The sequence below is a fragment of the Lentzea flaviverrucosa genome (assembly GCF_003350445.1).
Classification (GTDB): Bacteria; Actinomycetota; Actinomycetes; order Mycobacteriales; family Pseudonocardiaceae; genus Lentzea; species Lentzea californiensis.
Genome location: NZ_QQAU01000016.1, coordinates 137572 through 157323, shown reverse-complemented (window position 1 = coordinate 157323; position 19752 = coordinate 137572). Strand labels below are relative to the sequence as shown.

At 70.3% G+C, this 19752-nt stretch carries 14 protein-coding genes; 8 read left to right on the top strand and 6 right to left on the bottom strand.

From position 1 onward, the window contains the following. Positions 1–13 precede the first annotated feature (13 nt). Positions 14–3901: a hypothetical protein gene (locus DFR72_RS37345; RefSeq protein WP_090071319.1), complete on the top strand. Its 3888-nt coding sequence runs from the start codon at positions 14–16 to the stop codon at positions 3899–3901. A gap of 381 nt (positions 3902–4282) precedes the next feature. Beyond that, entirely contained in the window at positions 4283–9226 is a 4944-nt protein-coding gene (locus DFR72_RS37340; RefSeq protein WP_090071317.1) for an NAD-glutamate dehydrogenase, read from the top strand. Positions 9227–9283: 57 nt separating this feature from the next. On the opposite strand, the gene DFR72_RS37335 is transcribed toward DFR72_RS37340, so the two are convergent. After that, the gene (locus tag DFR72_RS37335) at positions 9284–9781 is read right to left on the bottom strand and encodes a DUF2975 domain-containing protein (RefSeq protein ID WP_090071315.1); all 498 of its coding nucleotides are present in this window, start codon (positions 9779–9781) and stop codon (positions 9284–9286) included. 85 nt (positions 9782–9866) lie between these two features. On the opposite strand from DFR72_RS37335, the gene DFR72_RS37330 reads away from it, so the two are divergent. Beyond that, complete coding sequence (locus DFR72_RS37330; RefSeq protein ID WP_090071313.1) at positions 9867–10298, top strand: acyl-CoA thioesterase; 432 nt, start codon at positions 9867–9869, stop codon at positions 10296–10298. Then, entirely contained in the window at positions 10291–10917 is a 627-nt protein-coding gene (locus DFR72_RS37325) for a DUF8010 domain-containing protein (protein ID WP_090071491.1), read from the top strand. Before DFR72_RS37330 ends, DFR72_RS37325 begins: the two co-directional genes overlap by 8 nt. A 63-nt stretch (positions 10918–10980) precedes the next feature. On the opposite strand, the gene DFR72_RS37320 is transcribed toward DFR72_RS37325, so the two are convergent. From DFR72_RS37320 to DFR72_RS37305, 4 genes are all read right to left on the bottom strand, one after another. Continuing rightward, the gene (locus DFR72_RS37320; protein WP_090071311.1) at positions 10981–12573 is read right to left on the bottom strand and encodes a glycoside hydrolase family 13 protein; all 1593 of its coding nucleotides are present in this window, start codon (positions 12571–12573) and stop codon (positions 10981–10983) included. Between the two features lie 57 nt (positions 12574–12630). Further along, a complete protein-coding gene (locus DFR72_RS37315) occupies positions 12631–13014 on the bottom strand; it encodes a globin (protein ID WP_170176580.1) in 384 nt (127 codons plus the stop codon). A 118-nt stretch (positions 13015–13132) separates the two neighbouring features. Next, the gene (locus DFR72_RS37310) at positions 13133–13963 is read right to left on the bottom strand and encodes a mechanosensitive ion channel family protein (protein ID WP_245983806.1); all 831 of its coding nucleotides are present in this window, start codon (positions 13961–13963) and stop codon (positions 13133–13135) included. A gap of 86 nt (positions 13964–14049) precedes the next feature. Beyond that, positions 14050–16146, bottom strand: a complete 2097-nt coding sequence (locus tag DFR72_RS37305) for a prolyl oligopeptidase family serine peptidase (protein ID WP_245983793.1) — start codon at positions 16144–16146, stop codon at positions 14050–14052. A 151-nt stretch (positions 16147–16297) separates the two neighbouring features. Between DFR72_RS37305 and DFR72_RS37300 the strand changes: the two genes are divergently transcribed. After that, positions 16298–16966: an HNH endonuclease gene (locus DFR72_RS37300; RefSeq protein ID WP_372511352.1), complete on the top strand. Its 669-nt coding sequence runs from the start codon at positions 16298–16300 to the stop codon at positions 16964–16966. A 19-nt stretch (positions 16967–16985) separates the two neighbouring features. On the opposite strand, the gene DFR72_RS46005 is transcribed toward DFR72_RS37300, so the two are convergent. Beyond that, on the bottom strand, positions 16986–17510 hold the full coding sequence (locus DFR72_RS46005) for a DUF2345 domain-containing protein (RefSeq protein WP_170176579.1): 525 nt from the start codon (positions 17508–17510) through the stop codon (positions 16986–16988). 270 nt (positions 17511–17780) lie between these two features. On the opposite strand from DFR72_RS46005, the gene DFR72_RS37290 reads away from it, so the two are divergent. From DFR72_RS37290 to DFR72_RS37280, 3 genes are read left to right on the top strand one after another with little or no spacing between them, the layout of a single operon-like run. Then, positions 17781–18983, top strand: coding sequence for an MFS transporter (locus DFR72_RS37290; protein WP_090071301.1), 1203 nt, complete (start codon positions 17781–17783; stop codon positions 18981–18983). A 20-nt stretch (positions 18984–19003) separates the two neighbouring features. Further along, the gene (gene ctaJ / locus DFR72_RS37285) at positions 19004–19249 is read left to right on the top strand and encodes an aa3-type cytochrome oxidase subunit CtaJ (RefSeq protein WP_090071299.1); all 246 of its coding nucleotides are present in this window, start codon (positions 19004–19006) and stop codon (positions 19247–19249) included. After that, positions 19236–19715: a DUF5130 family protein gene (locus tag DFR72_RS37280; protein WP_090071297.1), complete on the top strand. Its 480-nt coding sequence runs from the start codon at positions 19236–19238 to the stop codon at positions 19713–19715. Before ctaJ ends, DFR72_RS37280 begins: the two co-directional genes overlap by 14 nt. The last annotated feature ends 37 nt before the right edge of the window (positions 19716–19752 follow it).

The window sequence follows — 19752 nt, the reverse complement described above, 5'->3', positions numbered from 1 at the left end:
CAACGGCGACGTCGTGGCGGCGAGGGGCGAGACGCAGGCGAACGTCGAGGTGAGCACGCTGGTCGTGCCCGCCTGGATGCTGCGTTGGCGCGCACCCGAGCTCGCTCTGGTGCTGGGCGAGCGAGCGGTTGCGCTCGCCTCCACCCGCCGCGACGAAGCCGACCGCCTGCGTGCGGAGTCGCTGGTGGTCTTCGCGGGCAACCGCATGGGCCGCGGCGTCCGCATCGCCGACAGGGCGATCGACGCCCTGAAGGCGGCGGAGGCCGCCGGTGAGTACGAGACCGCGTGGCTGCTGCGGGTCGAGCTCGCGGCGTGCGCGCGGTCCGTGGGAGCCCCGCTGACGGGGTTCGCGGCGGTCACGCCGGTGCTCGAAGCGCCGGACGTGCCCGCGGAACTGCGGGCCTCCGCGCTGGTGCAGGCCAGCGAATGCCTCGTCACGGTCGGCCGCGGCGACGAGCCCACCCAGGCTCTCGCCGAGGCGGACCAGCTCTACGTCGCCGACACGACGCTCGACGACGACACACGTCTGCTGCTGCGTGGCCTGATCCGCGCGGTGCAGGCCGCGCAGCACCGGCGGTGGGGTGATCTCGCCGCCGCCATCGGTGCCGCCCGTGAAGGCCTCGACCTGCTGAGCAGGTTCTCCGATCCGTGCGCGGACAGCGGCCAGGCAGCCGGCCGGCTCACGCTGGAGCTGGTGCTCTCGCTGATGGACGCGAACCGCCTGCTCGACGCGAGCGACGTCGGCGCGCCGCTGCTCGACCGCCCGGTGCGTGCGCCGTCGGCGTCCGAGGTGGGGTGGTTGCGCCTGGCGCTGGCCACGCGCGTGCACCTGCCCGCCGGCAGGGTCGCGCTGGCCAGGGAGATGCTGCGCGAGGCCGCGGCGAGCGCCGAACGCCACCAGCTCGACACGTTGCTGGCCGAAAGCCTGCTCGCGCTGGCCCACGTGCACGAGGTGTCCGGTGATCTGGCCGACGCGCTGACAAATCTGCGCTCCGCCCACGCCGCCGAACGCCGCCGTGCGCGCGCCGTCTACGCGGTGCGTGCCCGGCTCGCCGCCGAGTTCTCCGGCGTCCACCGCCAGCCCGCCGACCTGCACCAGCAGCTGGCGAGCGTGCTCCGTCCCGTCGAGGGCATGCAGGTGGTCACCGACGGCGTGCTGTCCGCCGCACTGAAGCAACAACTCCGGCAGTGGCGCCCGGTCCAGGTCCGCAAGGGCGACGGGCTGAAGGTCAAGCGCGTCCGGCGCGCTGCCGAAGACATGACCGTGGAAGGTTTGTCCGCGGCCCGACAACACGCCGCCGACCGGTGGCGCATGGTCCAGCCGTTCGGCGAGCCCGATGACAAGACCCCGGAAGCCGTGGAACCGCCACCCGCACCCCTGCCGTCCTCCTCTCCGTCTTCGTCTTCCTCCGACCGCACCGTCCCCGCCTCCGGCCTGATCGCCTCCGCGGGCGCGATGGTGAGCGGCCGCCGCCGTGCCGCCCGTGTGGCCGCCGGCGAGATCGACGACCGGCCGACCACCATCGCCGAAATTCCCATCACACCGGCACTTCCTGATCCAGAGCCTCCGCAGGAGCAGCCGCCGCTCACCGTCGAGCAGGAGCGCAAGCGCAAGGTCGAGCAGCAGCTCATGGAGCTGCAGCGCGAGGCCCGCCGCCAGATCGAGGCGGAACGCGCGGCCCGCGCCGAACAGCGCGCCCAGGCCGAACGCGAAGCCCAGGCCGCCGAGGAAGCCGCTCGCCGGGAAGCGGCCCGCGAAGAGGCGGCGCGCCAGGAAGCCGCCAGGCAGGAAGCCGCGCGCCAGGAGGAAGCTGCCCGGCAGGAGGCAGTCCGCCAGGAGGCGGCGCGTCAGGAACTGGCCAGGCAGGAAGCCGCACGCCAGGAAGCCGTGCGCCGGGAGGAAGCCCGCCGCGAGGCAGCGCGCCAGGAAGCGGTCCGCCGCGACGTCGCCCGGCAGGAGGCGGCGCACCAGGAGGTCGCCCGCCAGGCCGTCGAACGCGAAGAGGCCGCCAAAGAAGCTGCTGCCCGCGAGGAAGCCGCTCGTGCGGAGGCCGCCGCGCGCGACGAGGCGTCCGGATCCCAGTCGGAGAGCGTGCTGGACATGCTCAAGGCCCAGGGCCTGCGAGCAGGCGGCCGCCGCCGCCGTGACGCCGAGCCCGAGACCAAGACGCCGTCGTGGCGCGTGGAACCCCCGTCGGGCCTGCGCCAGGACAGCCCCGCCGGGGAACCGTCGCAGAACTACTTCGAGGACTCCGGCATCTCGGCCCGCCCCGGCTACTTCGGCGACGACGCGGCCTCCCCGGACAGCCCCGGCCGCTCGGGTCTCGCCGCGGCGTTCTCCCGTCCACCGGCGGCCCCGGACTTCGGTCCCCACGTCGACGACCCGGCCTACCCGCTGCACACCCCTGCGGCGGGCTTCCCGGCCGCCGCCGACCCGGACGAGCGCAAGCTCCCGGACCTGGACTTCAGCGGTCTCGACTTCAGCGCCCCGAAGCCGAGGTCCGTCGCCTCCATCCCCGTCCCGCCCACTCCGGCGGAGGCCCCGGACCAGGAGCCGGAACCCGAGCACAAGCCGCTCCCGCCCCTCCCGGACCCGATCCCGTCCGTGCCGGTCCCGGCCGAGATCCCGCCGGCCCCGGAACGGGACCTGCTGTCGGCGACGTTCCTGAGCTCGGCGGACGTGGACGACGACCCCTCGGACGCCCCGACGACCCCGGTGCGCGTGCAGTCGCAGCCGGACCAGGCCCAGCCGGCGTCCGGCGTCCAGAGCAGCTTCGGCACGCAGGCCACCTTCGGCACCCAGTCCTTCGGCTCACCGGCGGCGTTCGGCACCCCCTTGGCCTACAGCACCGAACCGGCGACTCTCGCCGAGCAGCAGGACGGTCCGGTCTCGCCCGACTCCGACGCGCCGACCGAGAAGCGCTTCCGCGCGGTCGGCGAGCCCGATCCGGCAGGCGACGCCCCGCGCACCACCCCGGCGAGCGAGCCCGCCGACCGGTCGGGCCGCCCCAGCAGCCGTCGCAGGCCCAGTGAGCTGAGCCTCGCCGACCTGCTGGCCGAAGCACTGGTCGCCTACGAGACGGGCCGCCGCACCGACGAGGAACTGCTCGAGGTCTCGGAACTGAGCACCTCGGACTGGTCCGCCACGCCACCGGGACCGGACGCGACGACGCCAGACCAGCCGGCCCGCCCTGCCGAAGCCGAGCCCTCCGCCGATGCGAACCTCGCGTTGCCGGCGGGGGAGTCGTTCGGCGCGGCCACCGGTTTCCAGACCGGCTCGCAGCCGGCGGCGGAAGTCACGCCCGGCTCGGACGCCTACTTCCAGCCGGGCCGGCCTGTCGGCGACCAGCAGGCCGCGCCGGACGCGGAGTTCGGTTCGAGCCGGCCGTTCGCTTCCCAGCAGGACTCGACGGCGGAGGCCACACCTTCGTCAGACGCGGTGTTCGGTTCGGACCGTCCGTTCGGTGCGCAGCAGGACCCGGTAGCGGATCCTGTGGCCACGTCGGACGAAGCGTCCGGCGCGCACCGGCGGTTCGGGAGCCAGCGGGATCCGGCGGCGGACACTCCGCCGAGTTCGGAGGCGTTGTTCCGGCCAGGCCTGTCCTTGGACGCCCAGCAGGATTCGGAGGCGGCGGGTCGGCGGTTCCGGGCCGAGCAGGACTCGGCGGCGAAGACCCCGCCCAGTGGGGTCCCGCTGTTCGGGGCGAGCCAGGCCTTCGGTTCCCGGCAGTCCACAGCGGAGTCGTCGAGCCAGTTCCTCGCGGAGCCGGCGCCGGAGTCAGCGCAGGAGAAGACCGGGCCGATCGCCGCGGTGCCGGCGGCGTCGGACAGCGAGACCACCGGCCCGATTCGTCCCTTCCGGGCGGACGGGTCTCCCGGCTGGACGTTGCCGGGGGCGTGAGGGTGGTCAGCACCACACCTCAAGCCTTGCCCAACCCCGCCTGCCCGGCGCCGGGAGAGGAGTCGCGGGAGCGGCTGCCCGGCGACCAGTGGTGGGCCGGCCGGTGACGTGGTGCGGTCCGGCGGTGGTCACGATGCCGCTGGGCCCATGATCGGATGAAAGCTGTGGGTCGAACGGGTGTCGGGGCCGGTGCAGTTCGCCGGTGCCCGGTCGGGTCCACGGTGCGGAAAGCCTTGTCGCCACTGATGATGTGACTCGATTCAGCCCACGATTCAGTGGTCCGTCAGAGCCCCTCCCGTTGCCGGTGACGGCCGCCACCCCATCTAGGGTGGGGTCGGACCCGGCACACAGAGGTGCCGGATAGCGTGGAGTCGCCTGAAGATGACCTCGACTGGAGCCCCGACCCGAACCGACGACGTCTCCGCGGCCCCCGCCGCGGGTGATGGGAGTCCAACGGCCAGTCCTGAGCAGGTCCGTGACGAGCTGATCGAACGGGCCGCCGCCAATGCCCCCGAACTCGCTGATCTGATCCGCCTCTTCTACCGGCACGTGCCCGCCGAGGAAGTCAACGACGACGACCCGGTGGACCTGGTCGGAGCGGTGCGGTCGAACTACCAGCTCGCCGAGAGCCGCGTTCCCGGACGCGCCGCGGTGCGCATCCTGAACCCGACCCGCGGGAACGACGGGTGGCAGTGTCCCGTCACCGTGGTCCAGGTCGTCACCGACGACATGCCCTACCTCGTCGACTCGGTCGCGTCCGAGCTCACGCGGGGTGGCGTGCAGGTGCAGCGAGTCGTGCACCCGATCGTCGTGGTGCGGCGTGATCCGGTCACCGGCGAGCGCACCGAGGTGCTGCCGACCGCCGATCCGGCTGATCCGCCCGCCGACGCGCTGGCCGAGTCGTGGATGAACATCGAGGTCGACCTCATCACCGACCCCGATCGTGCCCGCGAGCTCGAGACGCGGCTGTTGTCGGTGCTGACCGACGTCCGTGAGGTCGTCGAGGACACCGATCGCATGGCCGCCACGGCGCTGCAGCTGGCCGAGCAGCTGGAGAAGGAGCCGTCCGAGGCGACCGAGGACGGCTCGAAGCTGCTCAGGTGGCTCGCGGACGGGCACTTCACGTTCATGGGCTACCGGCAGTACGAGCTGGTGCACGAGGACGGCGAACCGGCGCTGCGGGCCGTGCTCGCGAGCGGTCTCGGCGTGCTGCGCCAGGACAGCCTCGCCGCGCGCAGCCTGACCGCCGGGCCGGACAACGGCGTGCAGGCGCTCAGCCCGGACCTGCTGGTGCTGACGCAGGCGAGCGCGCAGAGCAGCGTGCACCGCAGCGTCTACCCCTACTACGTGGGCGTGAAGACGTTCGACGCCGAGGGCAACGTCTCCGGCGAGCACCGCTTCCTGGGCATCTTCAGCACCACCGCGCTGCACGAGAACGTGCTCGACATCCCGGTGATCGAGCGCCGCGTGCGCGACGTGATCCACCGCGCGGGCTTCCCGCTGCAGTCGTACTCCGGCCAGCGGATGCTCGAGGTCATCCAGAACTACCCGCGCACCGAGCTGTTCTCGGTGGACGCCGAGACGCTCTACCAGGTGACGACGGGTGTCATCGCGCTCGCGGAACGCCGCCGGCTGCGGCTGTTCCTGCGCCGCGACCCGTTCGGCCGGTTCTTCTCGTGCCTGGTGTACCTGCCGCGCGACCGCTACACGACGACGAGCCGCCTCGCGATGCAGGAGGTGCTGCTCGCCGAGCTCGGCGGCCTGAACCTCGAGTACAGCGCGCGCATCGGCGAGTCCGCGCTGGCCCGCGTGCACTTCACGGTGCACACGGACCCCGCTCGCACGCTGGAGCCGGACGTCCACGCGATCCAGGCCAAGCTCGCCGAGGCCGTGCGCAGCTGGGACGACCGGATGGTCGAGGCCGTCGTCGGCGGCAACGGCGAACTCGGTGCCGAGTCGGCCACGGAGCAGGGCCAGCGGTTCGCCACGGTCTTCCCCGAGGCCTACAAGGAGGACTTCCCCGCGGCCACCGGACTCGAGGACTACCGGCGCATCGAGGCCCTCGTCGAGGGCGACCTCGACATGGTCTTCTACGTGCCCGAGAACGCCGAGGCGGGGGAGCGGCGCTTCAAGCTCTTCGTGACCGGCGAGGGCATCACTCTGTCCGACGTGCTGCCGATGCTGCAGCGCATGGGCGTCATCGTGGTCGACGAGCGGCCGTACGAGATCGCCCGCGAAGACGGCGTGCAGTGCTGGATCTACGACTTCGGCCTGCGCATCGACAAGGCCGCGCTCGCCCAGCTGTCCGAGGCCGACCTCGACCAGGTGCGCGTGCGGTTCCAGGACGCGTTCGCCGCCGCCTGGCGCGGTGAGGCCGAGGTCGACAGGTTCAACTCGCTGGTGCTGCAGGCCGGGCTCACCTGGCAGCAGGCCGCGATGCTGCGCGCGTACGCGAAGTACCTGCGGCAGGCGGGCACGCCGTACTCGCAGGACTACATCGAGGACGCCGTGCTCAGCCACACCAGCGTGGCCATCGCGCTGGTCGCGTTGTTCGAGGCCCGGTTCGACCCGAGGCTCGACGACGCCACGCGCGCCGACCGCACCGAGACGATGGTCGTCGAGACCGGCAAGCTGATCGACGACGTCACGAGCCTCGACGCGGACCGGATCCTGCGCAACCTGCTCACGCTGATCAACGCCACGCTGCGGACGAACTACTTCTTCCGCGACGCGGACGGCAACGCGCGGCCGTACCTGTCGGTCAAGCTCGACCCGCAGTCCATCCCGGACCTGCCGCAGCCGCGGCCGAAGTTCGAGATCTTCGTGTACTCGCCGCGCGTCGAGGGCGTGCACCTGCGCTTCGGCAGCGTCGCGCGCGGTGGTCTGCGCTGGTCCGACCGCCGCGAGGACTTCCGCACGGAGGTGCTCGGCCTGGTCAAGGCACAGGCCGTGAAGAACGCGGTGATCGTGCCGGTCGGCGCTAAGGGCGGCTTCGTCGTCAAGAAGCCGATCGCCCCGACCGGCGACCCCGGCATCGACCGCGAGAACTTCATGTCCGAGGGCATCGCCTGCTACAAGATGTTCATCTCGGGCCTGCTCGACCTCACCGACAACCTGGTGAACAACGAGGTCGTGCCCGCGTCGCAGGTCGTGCGCTACGACGCCGACGACACGTACCTGGTCGTCGCCGCGGACAAGGGCACCGCGACGTTCTCCGACATCGCGAACGGTGTGAGCCAGAGCTACGGCTTCTGGCTGGGCGACGCGTTCGCCTCCGGCGGCTCGATCGGCTACGACCACAAGGCCATGGGCATCACGGCCAAGGGCGCGTGGGAGAGCGTGAAGCGCTCGTTCCGCGAGCTCGGCGTGGACACGCAGACCGAGGAGTTCACCGTCGTCGGCATCGGCGACATGTCCGGTGACGTGTTCGGCAACGGCATGATGCTGTCCGAGCACATCCGGCTCGTGGCCGCGTTCGACCACCGGCACGTCTTCATCGACCCGAACCCGGTCGCCGCCACGTCGTTCGCCGAGCGCGTGCGCCTGTTCAACGTGCCGCGCTCGTCGTGGGACGACTACGACCGCTCGCTGATCAGCGAGGGTGGCGGCATCTTCCCGCTCACGGCCAAGTCGATCCCGATCTCAGAGCAGGCCCGCGTCGCGCTCGGGCTCGACGAGGGCGTCGTGAAGCTGTCCCCGCCGGAACTCAAGAAGGCGATCCTGCTCGCGCCGGTCGACCTGCTCTGGAACGGCGGCATCGGCACGTACGTCAAGGCGTCGACCGAGTCGCACGGGGACGTCGGCGACAAGGCGAACGACTCGATCCGCGTCAACGGCGACGAGCTGCGCGTCAAGGTCATCGGTGAGGGCGGCAACCTGGGGCTGACCCAGCGCGGCCGCATCGAGTTCGCGCGTGCCGGCGGCAAGGTCAACACCGACGCGCTCGACAACTCCGCGGGCGTCGACTGCTCCGACCACGAGGTCAACATCAAGATCCTGCTGGACCAGCTGGTCCGGGAGGGTTCGCTGGAGCAGGTGCAGCGCAACGAGGTCCTCGCCGAGATGACCGACGAGGTCAGCGACCTCGTGCTGGCGGACAACTACTCGCAGAACAACGTCCTCGGCGTCAGCCGGGCGCACGCGGCCCCGATGTTGTCGGTGCACGCGCGCCTCACGGCCGACCTGGAGGCTCGCGGCGCGCTCAACCGCAAGCTGGAGGCGATGCCGAGCGCGGCGGAGTTCAAGGCGCTGGAGAAGAGCGGTGCCGGTCTCACGTCGCCGGAGCTCGCCACGCTGCTCGCGTTCACGAAGCTCACGCTGAAGGAAGAGCTGCTGGCGAGCGACATCCCCACGATCGACACGTTCACCCGCAAGCTCCCGGACTACTTCCCGAGCCTGCTGCGCGAACGCTTCGGCGCCGCGATCCCGAACCACCCGCTGGCACGGCAGATCATCACGACGGTCGTCGTGAACGAGGTCGTCGACGGCGGCGGCATCTCCTTCGCCTTCCGCCTGGCCGAGGAGATGAGCGCGTCGGTGACGGACGCGGTCCGCGCCTACGCCGTGGTCACCCAGGTCTTCGACCTGCCGTCTGTCTGGCGCGAGATCGAGGCGCTGGACACCGTGGTGCCGACGGACGTCCAGGACAACATGGTGCTGGAGACCCGCCGCCTGCTGGACCGCGCGTCCCGCTGGCTGCTCTCCAACCGTCCCCAGCCGCTCCCGGTCGGCTCCACGATCAACCGCTTCCGCGGCGTGGTCGAGGAGCTCAGCCCCTTCGCCTTCGAACTGTTGCAGGGCAAGGAACTGGACGTCGTCGCCGGCAAGGCGGACCGGTACGTCGAACAGGGCGTCCCCGCCGAGCTGGCCCGCAAGGTGGCCGCGCTGCTCTACATGTACGGCCTGCTCGACGTCACCGAGATCGCCGAGCTGGCCGAACGCGAGTTCGGCCCGACCGGCGGCGCGGGCCCGGAGCGCACGCACCGGGAGACGGCCGAGCTGTACTTCACGCTGTCCGACCACCTCGACATCGACCACATGCTGGACTCGGTGACGAGCCTGGAGCGCGGCAACCGCTGGCACGCCCTGGCGCGGCTGGCTCTCCGCGACGACTTCTACTCGTCGCTGCGAGCCATCTCCGTCGACGTGCTGAGGGCGAGCGACGAGGGCGACACGGCGACCGAGAAGATCTCCAAGTGGGAGCAGGCCAACGCTTCCCGCCTGGCTCGCGCGCGCGGCGCGCTGGAGGAGATCAACCGGGTCCACCAGCTGGACCTCGCGACCCTGTCCGTCGCCGCCCGCCAGGTGCGGAGCATGGTCAGGTAGGAGCACGGACGAAGACCGGGGCGCCGCGGAATCCCCTCCGCGGCGCCCCGGTCTTTTTCAGACGACCTGCTCCAGCTCCGCGCGCTGGGCGATCGCGCGACCGAGCCACTGCCGCCCCACGACGACGAGCAGCGCGACACCGATCGCCGCGATCGTGCCGACGGCGGACCCCATCCACAGGCCCAGGACCTCCATGCCGTCCGCGGGCGAGGGGATCTCGGCGAACGTGACGTAGACGAACAACCAGGCGAGCACAGCGGCTCCGGCGGCGATGGCACCGATCGCGACGCTGGTCCACGTGAGCGAGCCGGACTCGAACACGGTGCCCTCGGCCGCCCTGTGCAGCATCCCTCCCAGCGCCACCGCCAGAACCTGGAGGCACGCGACGAAGATGATCGCCGAAGCCACGAACGGCACCCGCACCGCTTCGTAGGGCGGGAAGAGGTCGACCTCGTTCGCCGCGGTCGCCGGGATCACCGCGACCTGCGCGAACAGGCCACCCAGGACCGCGACGGCGAGCAGGGCCTGCAGGAAGAACACCACGACGCGAGACATAGATCGAGTATCGAGAGCTGCCTATCGCTTTTCAATCGGCTGGTGTGGAGGTCCTGTGAAGGTCGGTCAACGGTAGGGTCCCTGCATGGGTGTCTTCGTCACTGGTGTGCGGCCTCGATGGTCGGACATGGATGCGTTCGGCCACGTCAACCACGCGAACACGGTGACGTTGCTGGAAGAAGCCCGGATCGAGCTGCTGTTCACCGAGGCCGCCCGCCACGGGGTCAAGGAACTGGCCGAGGGCATGGTCGTGGCGAAGCTCGTGGTCGAGTACCTCGCGCCGATCGTGTTCACCGGCGAGAGCGTCCTGGTGGAGATGTCGGTGCGGGAGCTGAAGTCCGCGTCGCTGACGCTCGACTACGTGGTGCGTGGCAGCCGTGAGGCAGACAGCCCGGTGGTGGTCAGGGCGGAGACGCTCATGGCGCCCTACAACGTGACGACAGCACGACCGCGCAGGCTGACCGAGGCCGAGCGCGACTTTCTCGCCGGGTGGCGTGCAGGGGGAAATGGTGCCTGAGCTGGTGTTGGCCGACGCGGCCGAGAGAGACGACCTCGGGGCGTTCGCCGCGCGGGCCGTGCGGCTCGACGCGCAGACCGTGGTGCGGCTGCGCAACCGCGACGAAGAGATGCTCGACGCGTGGGTGGCCACGCCGTTCGACGCGCTCGCGACGCGAACCGTTGCGGGACAAGCGACTCCGGCGGACGTCACGGTGTCCGGCTCGGAGCTGCTGACGGGCCTCGCGGTGATGCGCGACGAACGCATCGACCCGGGCCCCGCCAAGGACCTGATGTGGCGCTCGGCCCTGCCGCCCACCGACGGCTGGCTGATGGTCGACCGGCTGCCGGTCGAGGTCGTCGCCAAGCTGGCGGACGAGGGTGTCGAGGTGGCGCGGGAGAACACCGGGCCGCAGGGCACGCCGCCGGCGTCGTTGCTGGACCAGACGGTGCTGACCGTCAGCGGGTCCGGCCTGGACGTCAAGATCCCGCTGCGGGTCCTGTTCGCGTTGTCGGGCATGGGTTTCCTCGGCGAGGACGGCGACGTGCGGGTGACCGGGACCGACTCGTGGCTGCGGATCGACGCCCGTTACGGCGCAGTCGTCCGCCGCCGCCACTCCATGCTGCCGCTGCTGGTCTGACTCTCCGGAACAGGAAACAGCGCCCCAGGCAACGGCCTGGGGCGCTGTTTCGCGATCAAGAACTCAGACGAGCCAGACGGCCGTGTCCGGCGGCAGCTGGTCGCCGTCCATCGGACCGGACGACAGCAGCACCTGGCCGGGAGGCAGCGGCACGGACGCGCCCGAGGTGTTCAGGGCGCAGATCAGCCCGCCACCCTTGCGGCGGAACGCGAAGCAGCCGGCCGGGGCGCCGTACCACTCGAGCTCCTCGCCGGCGAAGCCCGCGTTGGACTTCCGGTGCTCCAGCGCCTCGCGGTAGAGCGAGAGCATCGAGCCCGGGTCCTCCAGCTGCGCCTCGGCCGTGAGGTGGTCCCACTCGTTCGGCTGCGGCAGCCAGGTGTTCACGGCCGTGGAGAACCCGAACGGAGGGCTGGTGCCCTCCCACGGGATCGGCACGCGGCAGCCGTCGCGCCCGCGCTCGGTGTGGCCGGAACGCTCCCAGGTCGGGTCCTGCAGGGCCCAGTCCGGCAGCTCCACGTTGGGCAGGCCGAGCTCTTCGCCGTTGTAGAGGTAGATCACGCCCGGCAGCGCCAGCTCGACCAGCGTCATCGCGCGGGCCCGCTGCTCGCCCAGCGCGCCGCCGCCGTAGCGGGTCACGTGACGCACCACGTCGTGGTTCGACAACGTCCACGTCGCGGGCGTGCCGCTCAGGGCGACCGCCGCCAGCGAGTGTTCGATGGCCGTGCGGACGGCGTCGGCGTCGAAGCCGGCCTCGACCAGCCGGAAGTTGAAGCCCAGGTGCAGCTCGTCGGGACGGACGTAGGCGGCGAAGCGCTCGTCGTCCTTCACCCAGATCTCGCCGACGGCCATGGTGCCGGGGTAGCCGTCCATGACCTTGCGGATCATGCGGTGGATCTCGTGCACGCCGTCGTTGTCGAAGCGCGGGTCGTGCACGTCGTCGGACAGCACGCCCGGGGCCTGGACGCGGATCTCCATGTCCGGCAGGCCTTCCGGCTTGGCCATGCCGTGGGCCACGTCGATGCGGAAGCCGTCGACCCCGCGGTCCAGCCAGAACCGCAGCGTGCGCTCCAGGTCGGCGCGGACCTCCGGGTGCTCCCAGTTGAGGTCGGGCTGCTCCGGGGCGAACAGGTGCAGGTACCACTGGCCGTCCGGCACGCGGGTCCACGCGGGGCCGCCGAAGACGGACGTCCAGTTGTTCGGTGGCTGCGAGCCGTCGAAGCCGCGGCCCTCGCGGAAGATGTAGCGGGCGCGCTCCATGCTGCCTGGACCGGCCTGCAGGGCCTCCTGGAACCACTCGTGCAGGTCGCTCGAGTGGTTCGGGACCAGGTCGACCGTCACGCGGATGTTGTGCTCGTGCGCGTCCGCCACCAGCCGGTCGAACGCGGCCAGGTCGCCGAAGATCGGGTCGACGTCACGCGGGTCGGCCACGTCGTAGCCGTGGTCGGCCATCGGTGAGCGGTAGAACGGGGTGAGCCACAAGGCGTCGACCCCGAGCAGCTCCAGGTAGCCGAGGCGGGAACGGATGCCGTCGAGGTCACCGACGCCGTCGCCGTTGGAGTCGGCGAACGAACGCACGTAGACCTGGTAGAAGACGGCGTCACGCCACCAGGCGGACTCTTCGGCGATCTCGGGGGTGAGGTCGGAGGATCGGCGCACGGGGGGTCATCCTGCCATTCGTCTCGCTGCTAAAGGACCCGAACGGGTGATGGGCGGTCAGGAGAAGCTGTTCATCAAGCTGTTCGCCGCCATCTCCATGTAGTCCCAGAGCTGCTTGCGGTGAGCCTCGTCCAAGCCGGCCTCGTCGACGGCGATCCTCATGCAGCGCAGCCACGCGTCCCGCTCGATCGGTCCGATCTTGAACGGGACGTGACGCATCCGCAGCCTCGGGTGGCCCCGGTTGTCCGAGTAGGTGTGGGGTCCGCCCCAGTACTGCACCAGGAACAGCCTCAGCCGCTCCTCCGCAGGTCCGAGGTCCTCTTCCGGGTAGAGGGGGAGGAGGACGTCGTCGGCCTTCACCTCTTGGTAGAAGCGCGCGACGATGCGGTGGAACGTCTCCTCGCCACCGACCTGTTCGAAGAAGCTCACGGGGTTTCCCACGTACCCATCCTGACTCACGGGGGCCACTGCCTGCAGGCCGCCCCGGCTGTTGGCTCCGCCATAGGGTTGTGAACTGGCAGGACGCCGGATGATCATCGTCTCGAATGGGTGTTCTAACTCACTTGGCGGTGAAGCCGGCTTCCTCGAGGGCGGGCATCAGTTGCGCGCGCAGGTTGCGCTGGACCGCCCACTGGCGGCCGGGGCGCGTCTTCGCGGTGACCCGCAGGGTGATGCCCTCCGGCGTGAACTTCTCGACGCCGAGCACCTCGGGCTTGGCCGTGATGTCCGCCTTCAGCGGGTCCTTGTCGGCCACCTCGGTGACCTTGCGCTCCAGCACCTGGGTGGCCTCGACGAGGTTCGCGCCGTAACTCAGCGGAAGGTCGACGACGGCGACCGCGAAGCCCTGCGACGAGTTGCCGACGCGCAGGATCTCGCCGTTGCGGACGTACCAGACCGTGCCGCCGGTGTCCCGGATCGTGGTGGTGCGCAGCGCGACGGCCTCGACGGTGCCGGTGGCGGGGCCGAGGTCGACGACGTCGCCGACGCCGTACTGGTCCTCCAGCAGCATGAACATGCCGGCCAGGAAGTCCTTCACCAGGTTCTGGGCGCCGAAACCGATGGCGACGCCCAGGATGCCCGCCGAGGTCAGGATCGGCGTGATGTTGATGCCCACCACGATCAGGATCTCGAGGAAGGCGATGCCGAAGATCAGGATCGTGACGATCGACTTCAGCACGGAGCCGATCGTGCGGGCGCGCTGCTCGCGGCGCTCGGAGATGAGGTTCCCGAGCGCCTGCGGAGCGCGTTCCCGCAACGGCTTGAGCAGGCCCGGCTTCTTGCCTTCCTTGCCGGGCGTGGTGATCCGGTCGATGACCTTGCGCAGCAGAGCCCTGATCACGAAGGCGGCGATCAGGATCACAACGATCTTGATCGCGCCCGTGATGATCACCGCGCCGTACTTGTCGACGAAGGTGACCGCCTCGGCGGCCTTGTTCGTGACGTCATCCACGGGACTGGTCACCTGGTCGTGCCCTCCTACAACTCCATGCCGGTGGCATTCGCGAGAAACGTCAGCTGGTCCACGGCGAGAGCCACCGTCCGGCTGACGGACCGGCCCGCGTGACCGACCTCGGTCTCGCGGCGGATCAGCACGGGGTGCTTGGTCGGATCACTTGACGAAGCGTGCTGCAGTGCCGCGCACATCTTCCTGGCGTGGTTGGGGTCCACACGAGAATCCGACTCGAACACCGTGAACAACACAGAAGGGTACTCAACGTCCGTTACCACTCGGTGATAAGGCGAGTAGGAGAGCAGCCAGCCCAGCTCCTCGGAAACGCTTGCGCTGCCGTACTCGTCGGCCCACAACCGTCCGAGCAGGAACTTCTCGTAGCGCACCATGTCGAGCAGTGGCGCTGAGCACACCACGGCCGCGTAGAGCTCGGGGCGCTGGGTCAGCGCGGCGCCCACGAGCAGGCCGCCGTTGGACCCTCCCATGATCGACAGCTGCTGCGGCGTCGTCCACCCGTCGCGGATCAGGCGCTCCGCGGCGGCGTGGAAGTCGTCGAACACGTTCTGCTTGTTGGCGCGCATACCGGCGACGTGCCAGTCCTCGCCCTCCTCGTCGCCGCCGCGCAACGACACGTGCACCCACACGCCGCCCGCCTCGACCCACGCCAGCGTGGTCGCGCTGTAGCCGGGACCGCGGCCGATCGCGAAGCCGCCGTAGCCGGTGAGCAGTGCGGGACGGGGCAGGTCGGGCTTCTGCTCGCCGCTGACGACGAACATGTGGACCGTCGTGCCGTCCTTGGACGCGTACGCGATCTGCTGCGTCGTCACGGCCGGCAGCTCGACGCGGCCGGGCGCGGCCTCGTGCAGCACCGTTTCACCCGTGGCCTTGGAGAACCGGAACACCGACAGCGGCGTCACGAAGTCCGTCCACCCGAACCACAGCGTGTCCTGGTCGTGGGGCGTCTGGGCGTCCACAACGGACATGCCGTGCAGCGAACCCGTGCCGGGCAGCGGGATCTCCCGCTTGTACGCACCGGTCGCGGCGTCGTGCAGGTGCAGTTCGGACACCGCGTGCCTGGTGCGCAGGACGACCAGGTCGCCGTTCAGCAAGCGCACCCCGTCGAGGACCGAGTCCGGTTCCTCGGCGATGAGCTCGGTCCACTCGGTGGGGTTCGCCGGGTCGGCCACGCACAGCCGCTGCCGGGGCGCGCCGTGGTTGGTGTGCAGGTAGAGCCTGCCGTCGCGGGCGACGGACGCCGAGCACTGCACGCCGGCCTCGGTCAGGACCACGGGCACGAGCGCGCCGTCGCCGTGCAGGTCCGCGATCCACACGGAGTCGTGCTTCAGCGTGCTGGGGGCGCCGCTCACGACCAGCCAGCGGCCGTCGTGCGAGAGGTTCAGCGAGTAGTAGAAGGTGTGCGCCTCGCCGTCGCCGTGCACGTTGAGGTCCGTGTCCGGGTCCGTGCCGACGCGGTGACGCCACACGCGGCGGTGGAACAGCTTCTCGTCCTCGGGCAGCAGGGCAGGGTCGAGCTGGCGGACGTAGAAGAACTCCTCGCCGCCCGGCAGCCAGCCGATCGAGGAGTAGCGGCAGCGGTCGATCGGGCCTTCGACGTGCTCACCCGTCGCGACGTCCATGACGTGCAGCAGCGAGTGCTCGTTGCCGCCGACGGACACCTGGTAGGCGAGGCGCTCGCCTTCGAGGCTGGGGGACCAGCCGTCCAGGGTGGTCCGGCCGGACGGGTCGAGCGCGCTCACGTCGAGGAGCACGCGCTCGGTGCCGTCGCTCTCGCGCACCATGACGACGGGGTGGTCCTGCTCGGGGCCGCGGCGGGTGAAGAACGCCCTGCCCGCGCGCCAGGTCGGCGTGGACACCGAACCCGTGCGCATCAGCTCCTTGAGGCGCTCGCCCAGGCGTGCACGGCCGGGCATCGCGTCCAGCCAGGAGCGTGCGAGCACGTCCTGCGCCTGCGACCACTCCGCGGTGCGGGGGTCTGCCGTGTCCTCGAGCCAGCGGTACGGGTCCGAGACTTCGCGCCCGTGGATCTGCTCGGCGAGGTTTAGCCGCTCGGCGATCGGGTAGGCGATCGTCGCAGGCAGTGGAGTGGAAGGTGCCTCTGTCACCTTGTCAAGAGTAGCGGCTCTTGAAAACCATCTCCGATAGGGAGCTCGTTCACCCCAGGTTCGATCACACATCCGTGACGCGTCACTTATCACACGTGATTTTTTCCTGGTAAGTGTGGTCTCCTATGGCTGAACCGGTGGAGGTGGTCGCGTGCCAGACCGACAACCGACCCCTATCGGCGGCTCGTCGCCAGGCGAGACGGCGCCGACGGTCCTCCCATGCCGAAATCAGCCCGAGCTGCGGGCGGTGCCGGATGTGGATCGAGACGGGGGAGGTTCCGGTCCGATGCCGGCGGTCTTCCCCTGGGGAAGACGCAAGGTCCTGCTGCTGAACGCCACGTTCGAGCCGCTCACGGCGTTGTCACTGCGCCGCGCGGTCGTCCTCGTGGTGTGCGGGAAAGCCGAAGTCGTGCACGGAGACGCCTCCGGGCTGGTGCTGCACTCGTCGAAGTCCGAGGTGCTTGTACCGTCCGTGATCCGGCTGAGCTCCTACGTCCGCGTGCCTTATCGAGGTCGCGTGCCGATGACCCGTGCCGGGCTCATGCACCGCGACCGTTATCGCTGCGCCTACTGCGGCGGGCGGGCCGAGACGATCGACCACGTCGTGCCGCGCTCGCGTGGCGGACCTCACACCTGGACCAACTGCGTCGCCTGCTGTGCGAAGTGCAACCACCGCAAGGCGGACAAGATGCTGTCCGAGCTGGGCTGGCGGCTGCGCGTCGTTCCCGCGGCGCCGCGTGGCCCGCACTGGCGGCTGCTCGCCGGGGTGGCCGAGGCTGATCCGCAGTGGTTGCCGTACCTGGGTGAGCCGGCGGCCTGATCCCGCCGTTCGAGCCGGGTCAGGCCGCGAGGGAGAAGTCGTTCTGACGTGCGGTGATGCGCACGGAGTCCTGCTGCGCCGTGATGCGGACCGAGTCGTCCATGGTGATGCGGACGCTGTCGTCGTGGGCGGTGATGCGCACCGAGTCGTCGTGCGCCGTGATCCGGACGCTGTCGTCCATCGTGATGCGGACGGAGTCCTGCGCGGTGATGCGGACGCTGTCGTCGTGGGCCGTGATGCGCACGGAGTCGTCGTGGGCGGTGATGCGCACGGAGTCGTCCATGGTGATGCGGACGGAGTCCTCACGCGCAGTGATCCTGACCGAATCCTGCTGAGCGGTGATCCGAACGGAGTCTTCACGCGCAGTGATCCGGACGGAATCGGCACACGTGATCCTGACCGAATCGCTCGCCGTGATGCGCACCGAGTCTGCCATGGTGATGCGCACGGAGTCGTGGGCCGTGATGCGCACCGAATCGGTCGCGGTGATCCGAACGGAGTCGTCCATCGTGATCCGGACGGAGTCACTCGCGGTGATACGCACTGAATCGTCCTTGTAGCTCGGAAGAGTGAAGGTCACGGCCTGGGGGCGGGTCATCGTGAACATTTTGTGTCCTCCAGCTCGTTCGGGGCGGGTGCGCAAGACCCGTATAGGTGAAAAGCTAAGAGCTGAGTGTTCCGGGAACAAGACCCCAAACCGGCACCCGTTCGCCTCCGACCGGGTGAGGACTGACCGGGTGTAACCGCTGCGCCGCACGAGAGCACACGCTGCCCTTACTGGCCGGTATGGACACGCTCTGTAGCGTTCAACCTGATGGAACGTGACGTGCGTCATACGGCAAAAGGCGTGCACGGACGGGGTTTCCGAGCGCTCACCGGAGCTTGGGCGGTGTCGCTCGTGGGCGACGGTGTGCGCGTCGTCGCGCTGCCCTTGTTCGCCGCGGCCAGCACCCGCAGCCCGCTCGCGGTGTCCGCCGTGGCCGTCGCCCTGACCCTGCCGTGGTTGCTCGTCGCGCTGCCCGCGGGCGCCCTTGTGGACCGTTGGAGACCGAGAACTGTTGTCCTCGCGGCACATTGGCTGCGCGCCGGGGTGACCGGACTGCTCGCGCTGGCGGTCCACACCGGACACGCGACGGTCGTCGTCTTGTGCGCCACGGCTTTCGTGCTGACCTCCGCGGAGACGTTCGCGGACTCGGCGTCCCAGGTGCTGCTGGTCGAGCTCGCGGGGCCGGACGACCTGGAGGCGGCCAACGGCCGGTTCGTGACGGTCGAGACGATCGGCATGGACCTCGCCGGCCCGCTGGCCGCCGCGGTGCTCTTCTGGTGGGCTCCGGCGGCCTGTTTCGCCCTCGACGCGCTCTCGTTCGTCGTCGCCGCGGTGCTCGTGTCCCGAGTGCCGGACGTCGCTCCCGACCGTTCCGGAAGCGATCTTCGCGGGCAACTGGCCGAGGGCGCGCGGTTCCTGGTGCGGACTTCTGGCCTGCGGTCACTGGTAGTTGCCGTTGCAATCACAGCTCTCTGCGCGGCCGCGATCAACGCCATGTTGGCGCTCTACTCCATCCAGGTACTCGGCCTCGCCGAACCGGTGGTTCCGTTCCTCGTCGTGTGCATGGCGGCCGGTGCTCTGCTAGGCGCCCGGTTGTCCCCTCTGCTCGCGGCGCGGTGGGGCGCCGGACGGGTCATGGTCGCGTTCCTGGCGTTGCTCGGCGCCGCGTTCGCGTTGTTCGGCCTCACGCCGTGGCTGCTGGTGGCGGTGCTCGCGTGCGTGCTGTGCGGAGTGGCGTCCGCCGGCTGGAACGTCCTGTCCGCGACGCGGCGGCAACGGCTCACACCAGGTCCGATGATGGGCCGTGTGACCAGCGCCTATCGGGTGCTCGCCTGGGGCCTCTCGCCGCTGGGCGCGGGCCTCGCCGGTCCGCTCGCCGACGCGACGTCATTGGGCACCGTGTACGTCGTGGCGGGCTCGATAGTGGGATTGACCGCGATCTTGCTGGCCCGGCCGCTCGCGCGCGGCTGAGTTCGGCTACCGTACCCGCCGTGACCATCGTGGAGACCGTTCTCGTCTTCGCGCTGATCCCGCTGGCGATCTACGGCGTGATCACGCTGCTGACGGTGAGGCCAAAGGCCACCCGGATTCCCCGGTACAGGCCCGGCCAGGAGTGGGGCTACGCCCCGGTGTGGTGGAGCGCGAACCCGGCAGGGTTGAGCGTCGAGCACCACAGCGCCGCCGAGTCCGGTACCTCGGGCTCGACCGCCAAGGGAGGCGCACGTGGCAACTGGTAAAGCGATCGAGGCCGTCGACCCGTCGACGCTGCCCCTCGGTGCCGTCGTGACGAACAGCGGCCGGGTGTCCGTGGCGAAGATGTACGAGCCGCACGCGCCGGAGCTGCCGTTCACGCCCGCCCAGCTCGCGCAGCTGGACGAGGCGCTGACGCTCTCCAGCCGCAGCACGGGCCTCGACTTCAGCGTGTACCTGGGCGAGCTCGGCTCGAACGCCCACCAGCGCGCGCAGGAGCTGCACGGCTCCACGGAGCGTCCGTCGCACCACGTCCTCGTGGCCGTGTCGCCGGGTGAGCGCGTCGTCGAGATCGTCACGGGCGAGGAGTCGCACCGCCGTCTCGCCGACCGCGGCGCCAAGCTCGCGGTGATGAGCATGGTGGCGTCCTTCAAGGAGGGCGACCTCGCGGGCGGCCTCGTGTCGGGCCTGCGCATGCTGACCGACCAGGCGGGCAACGCGCCCCGTTCCTGATCCCACTTCTCCGAACGCCCCCGGTGTCGCACCGGGG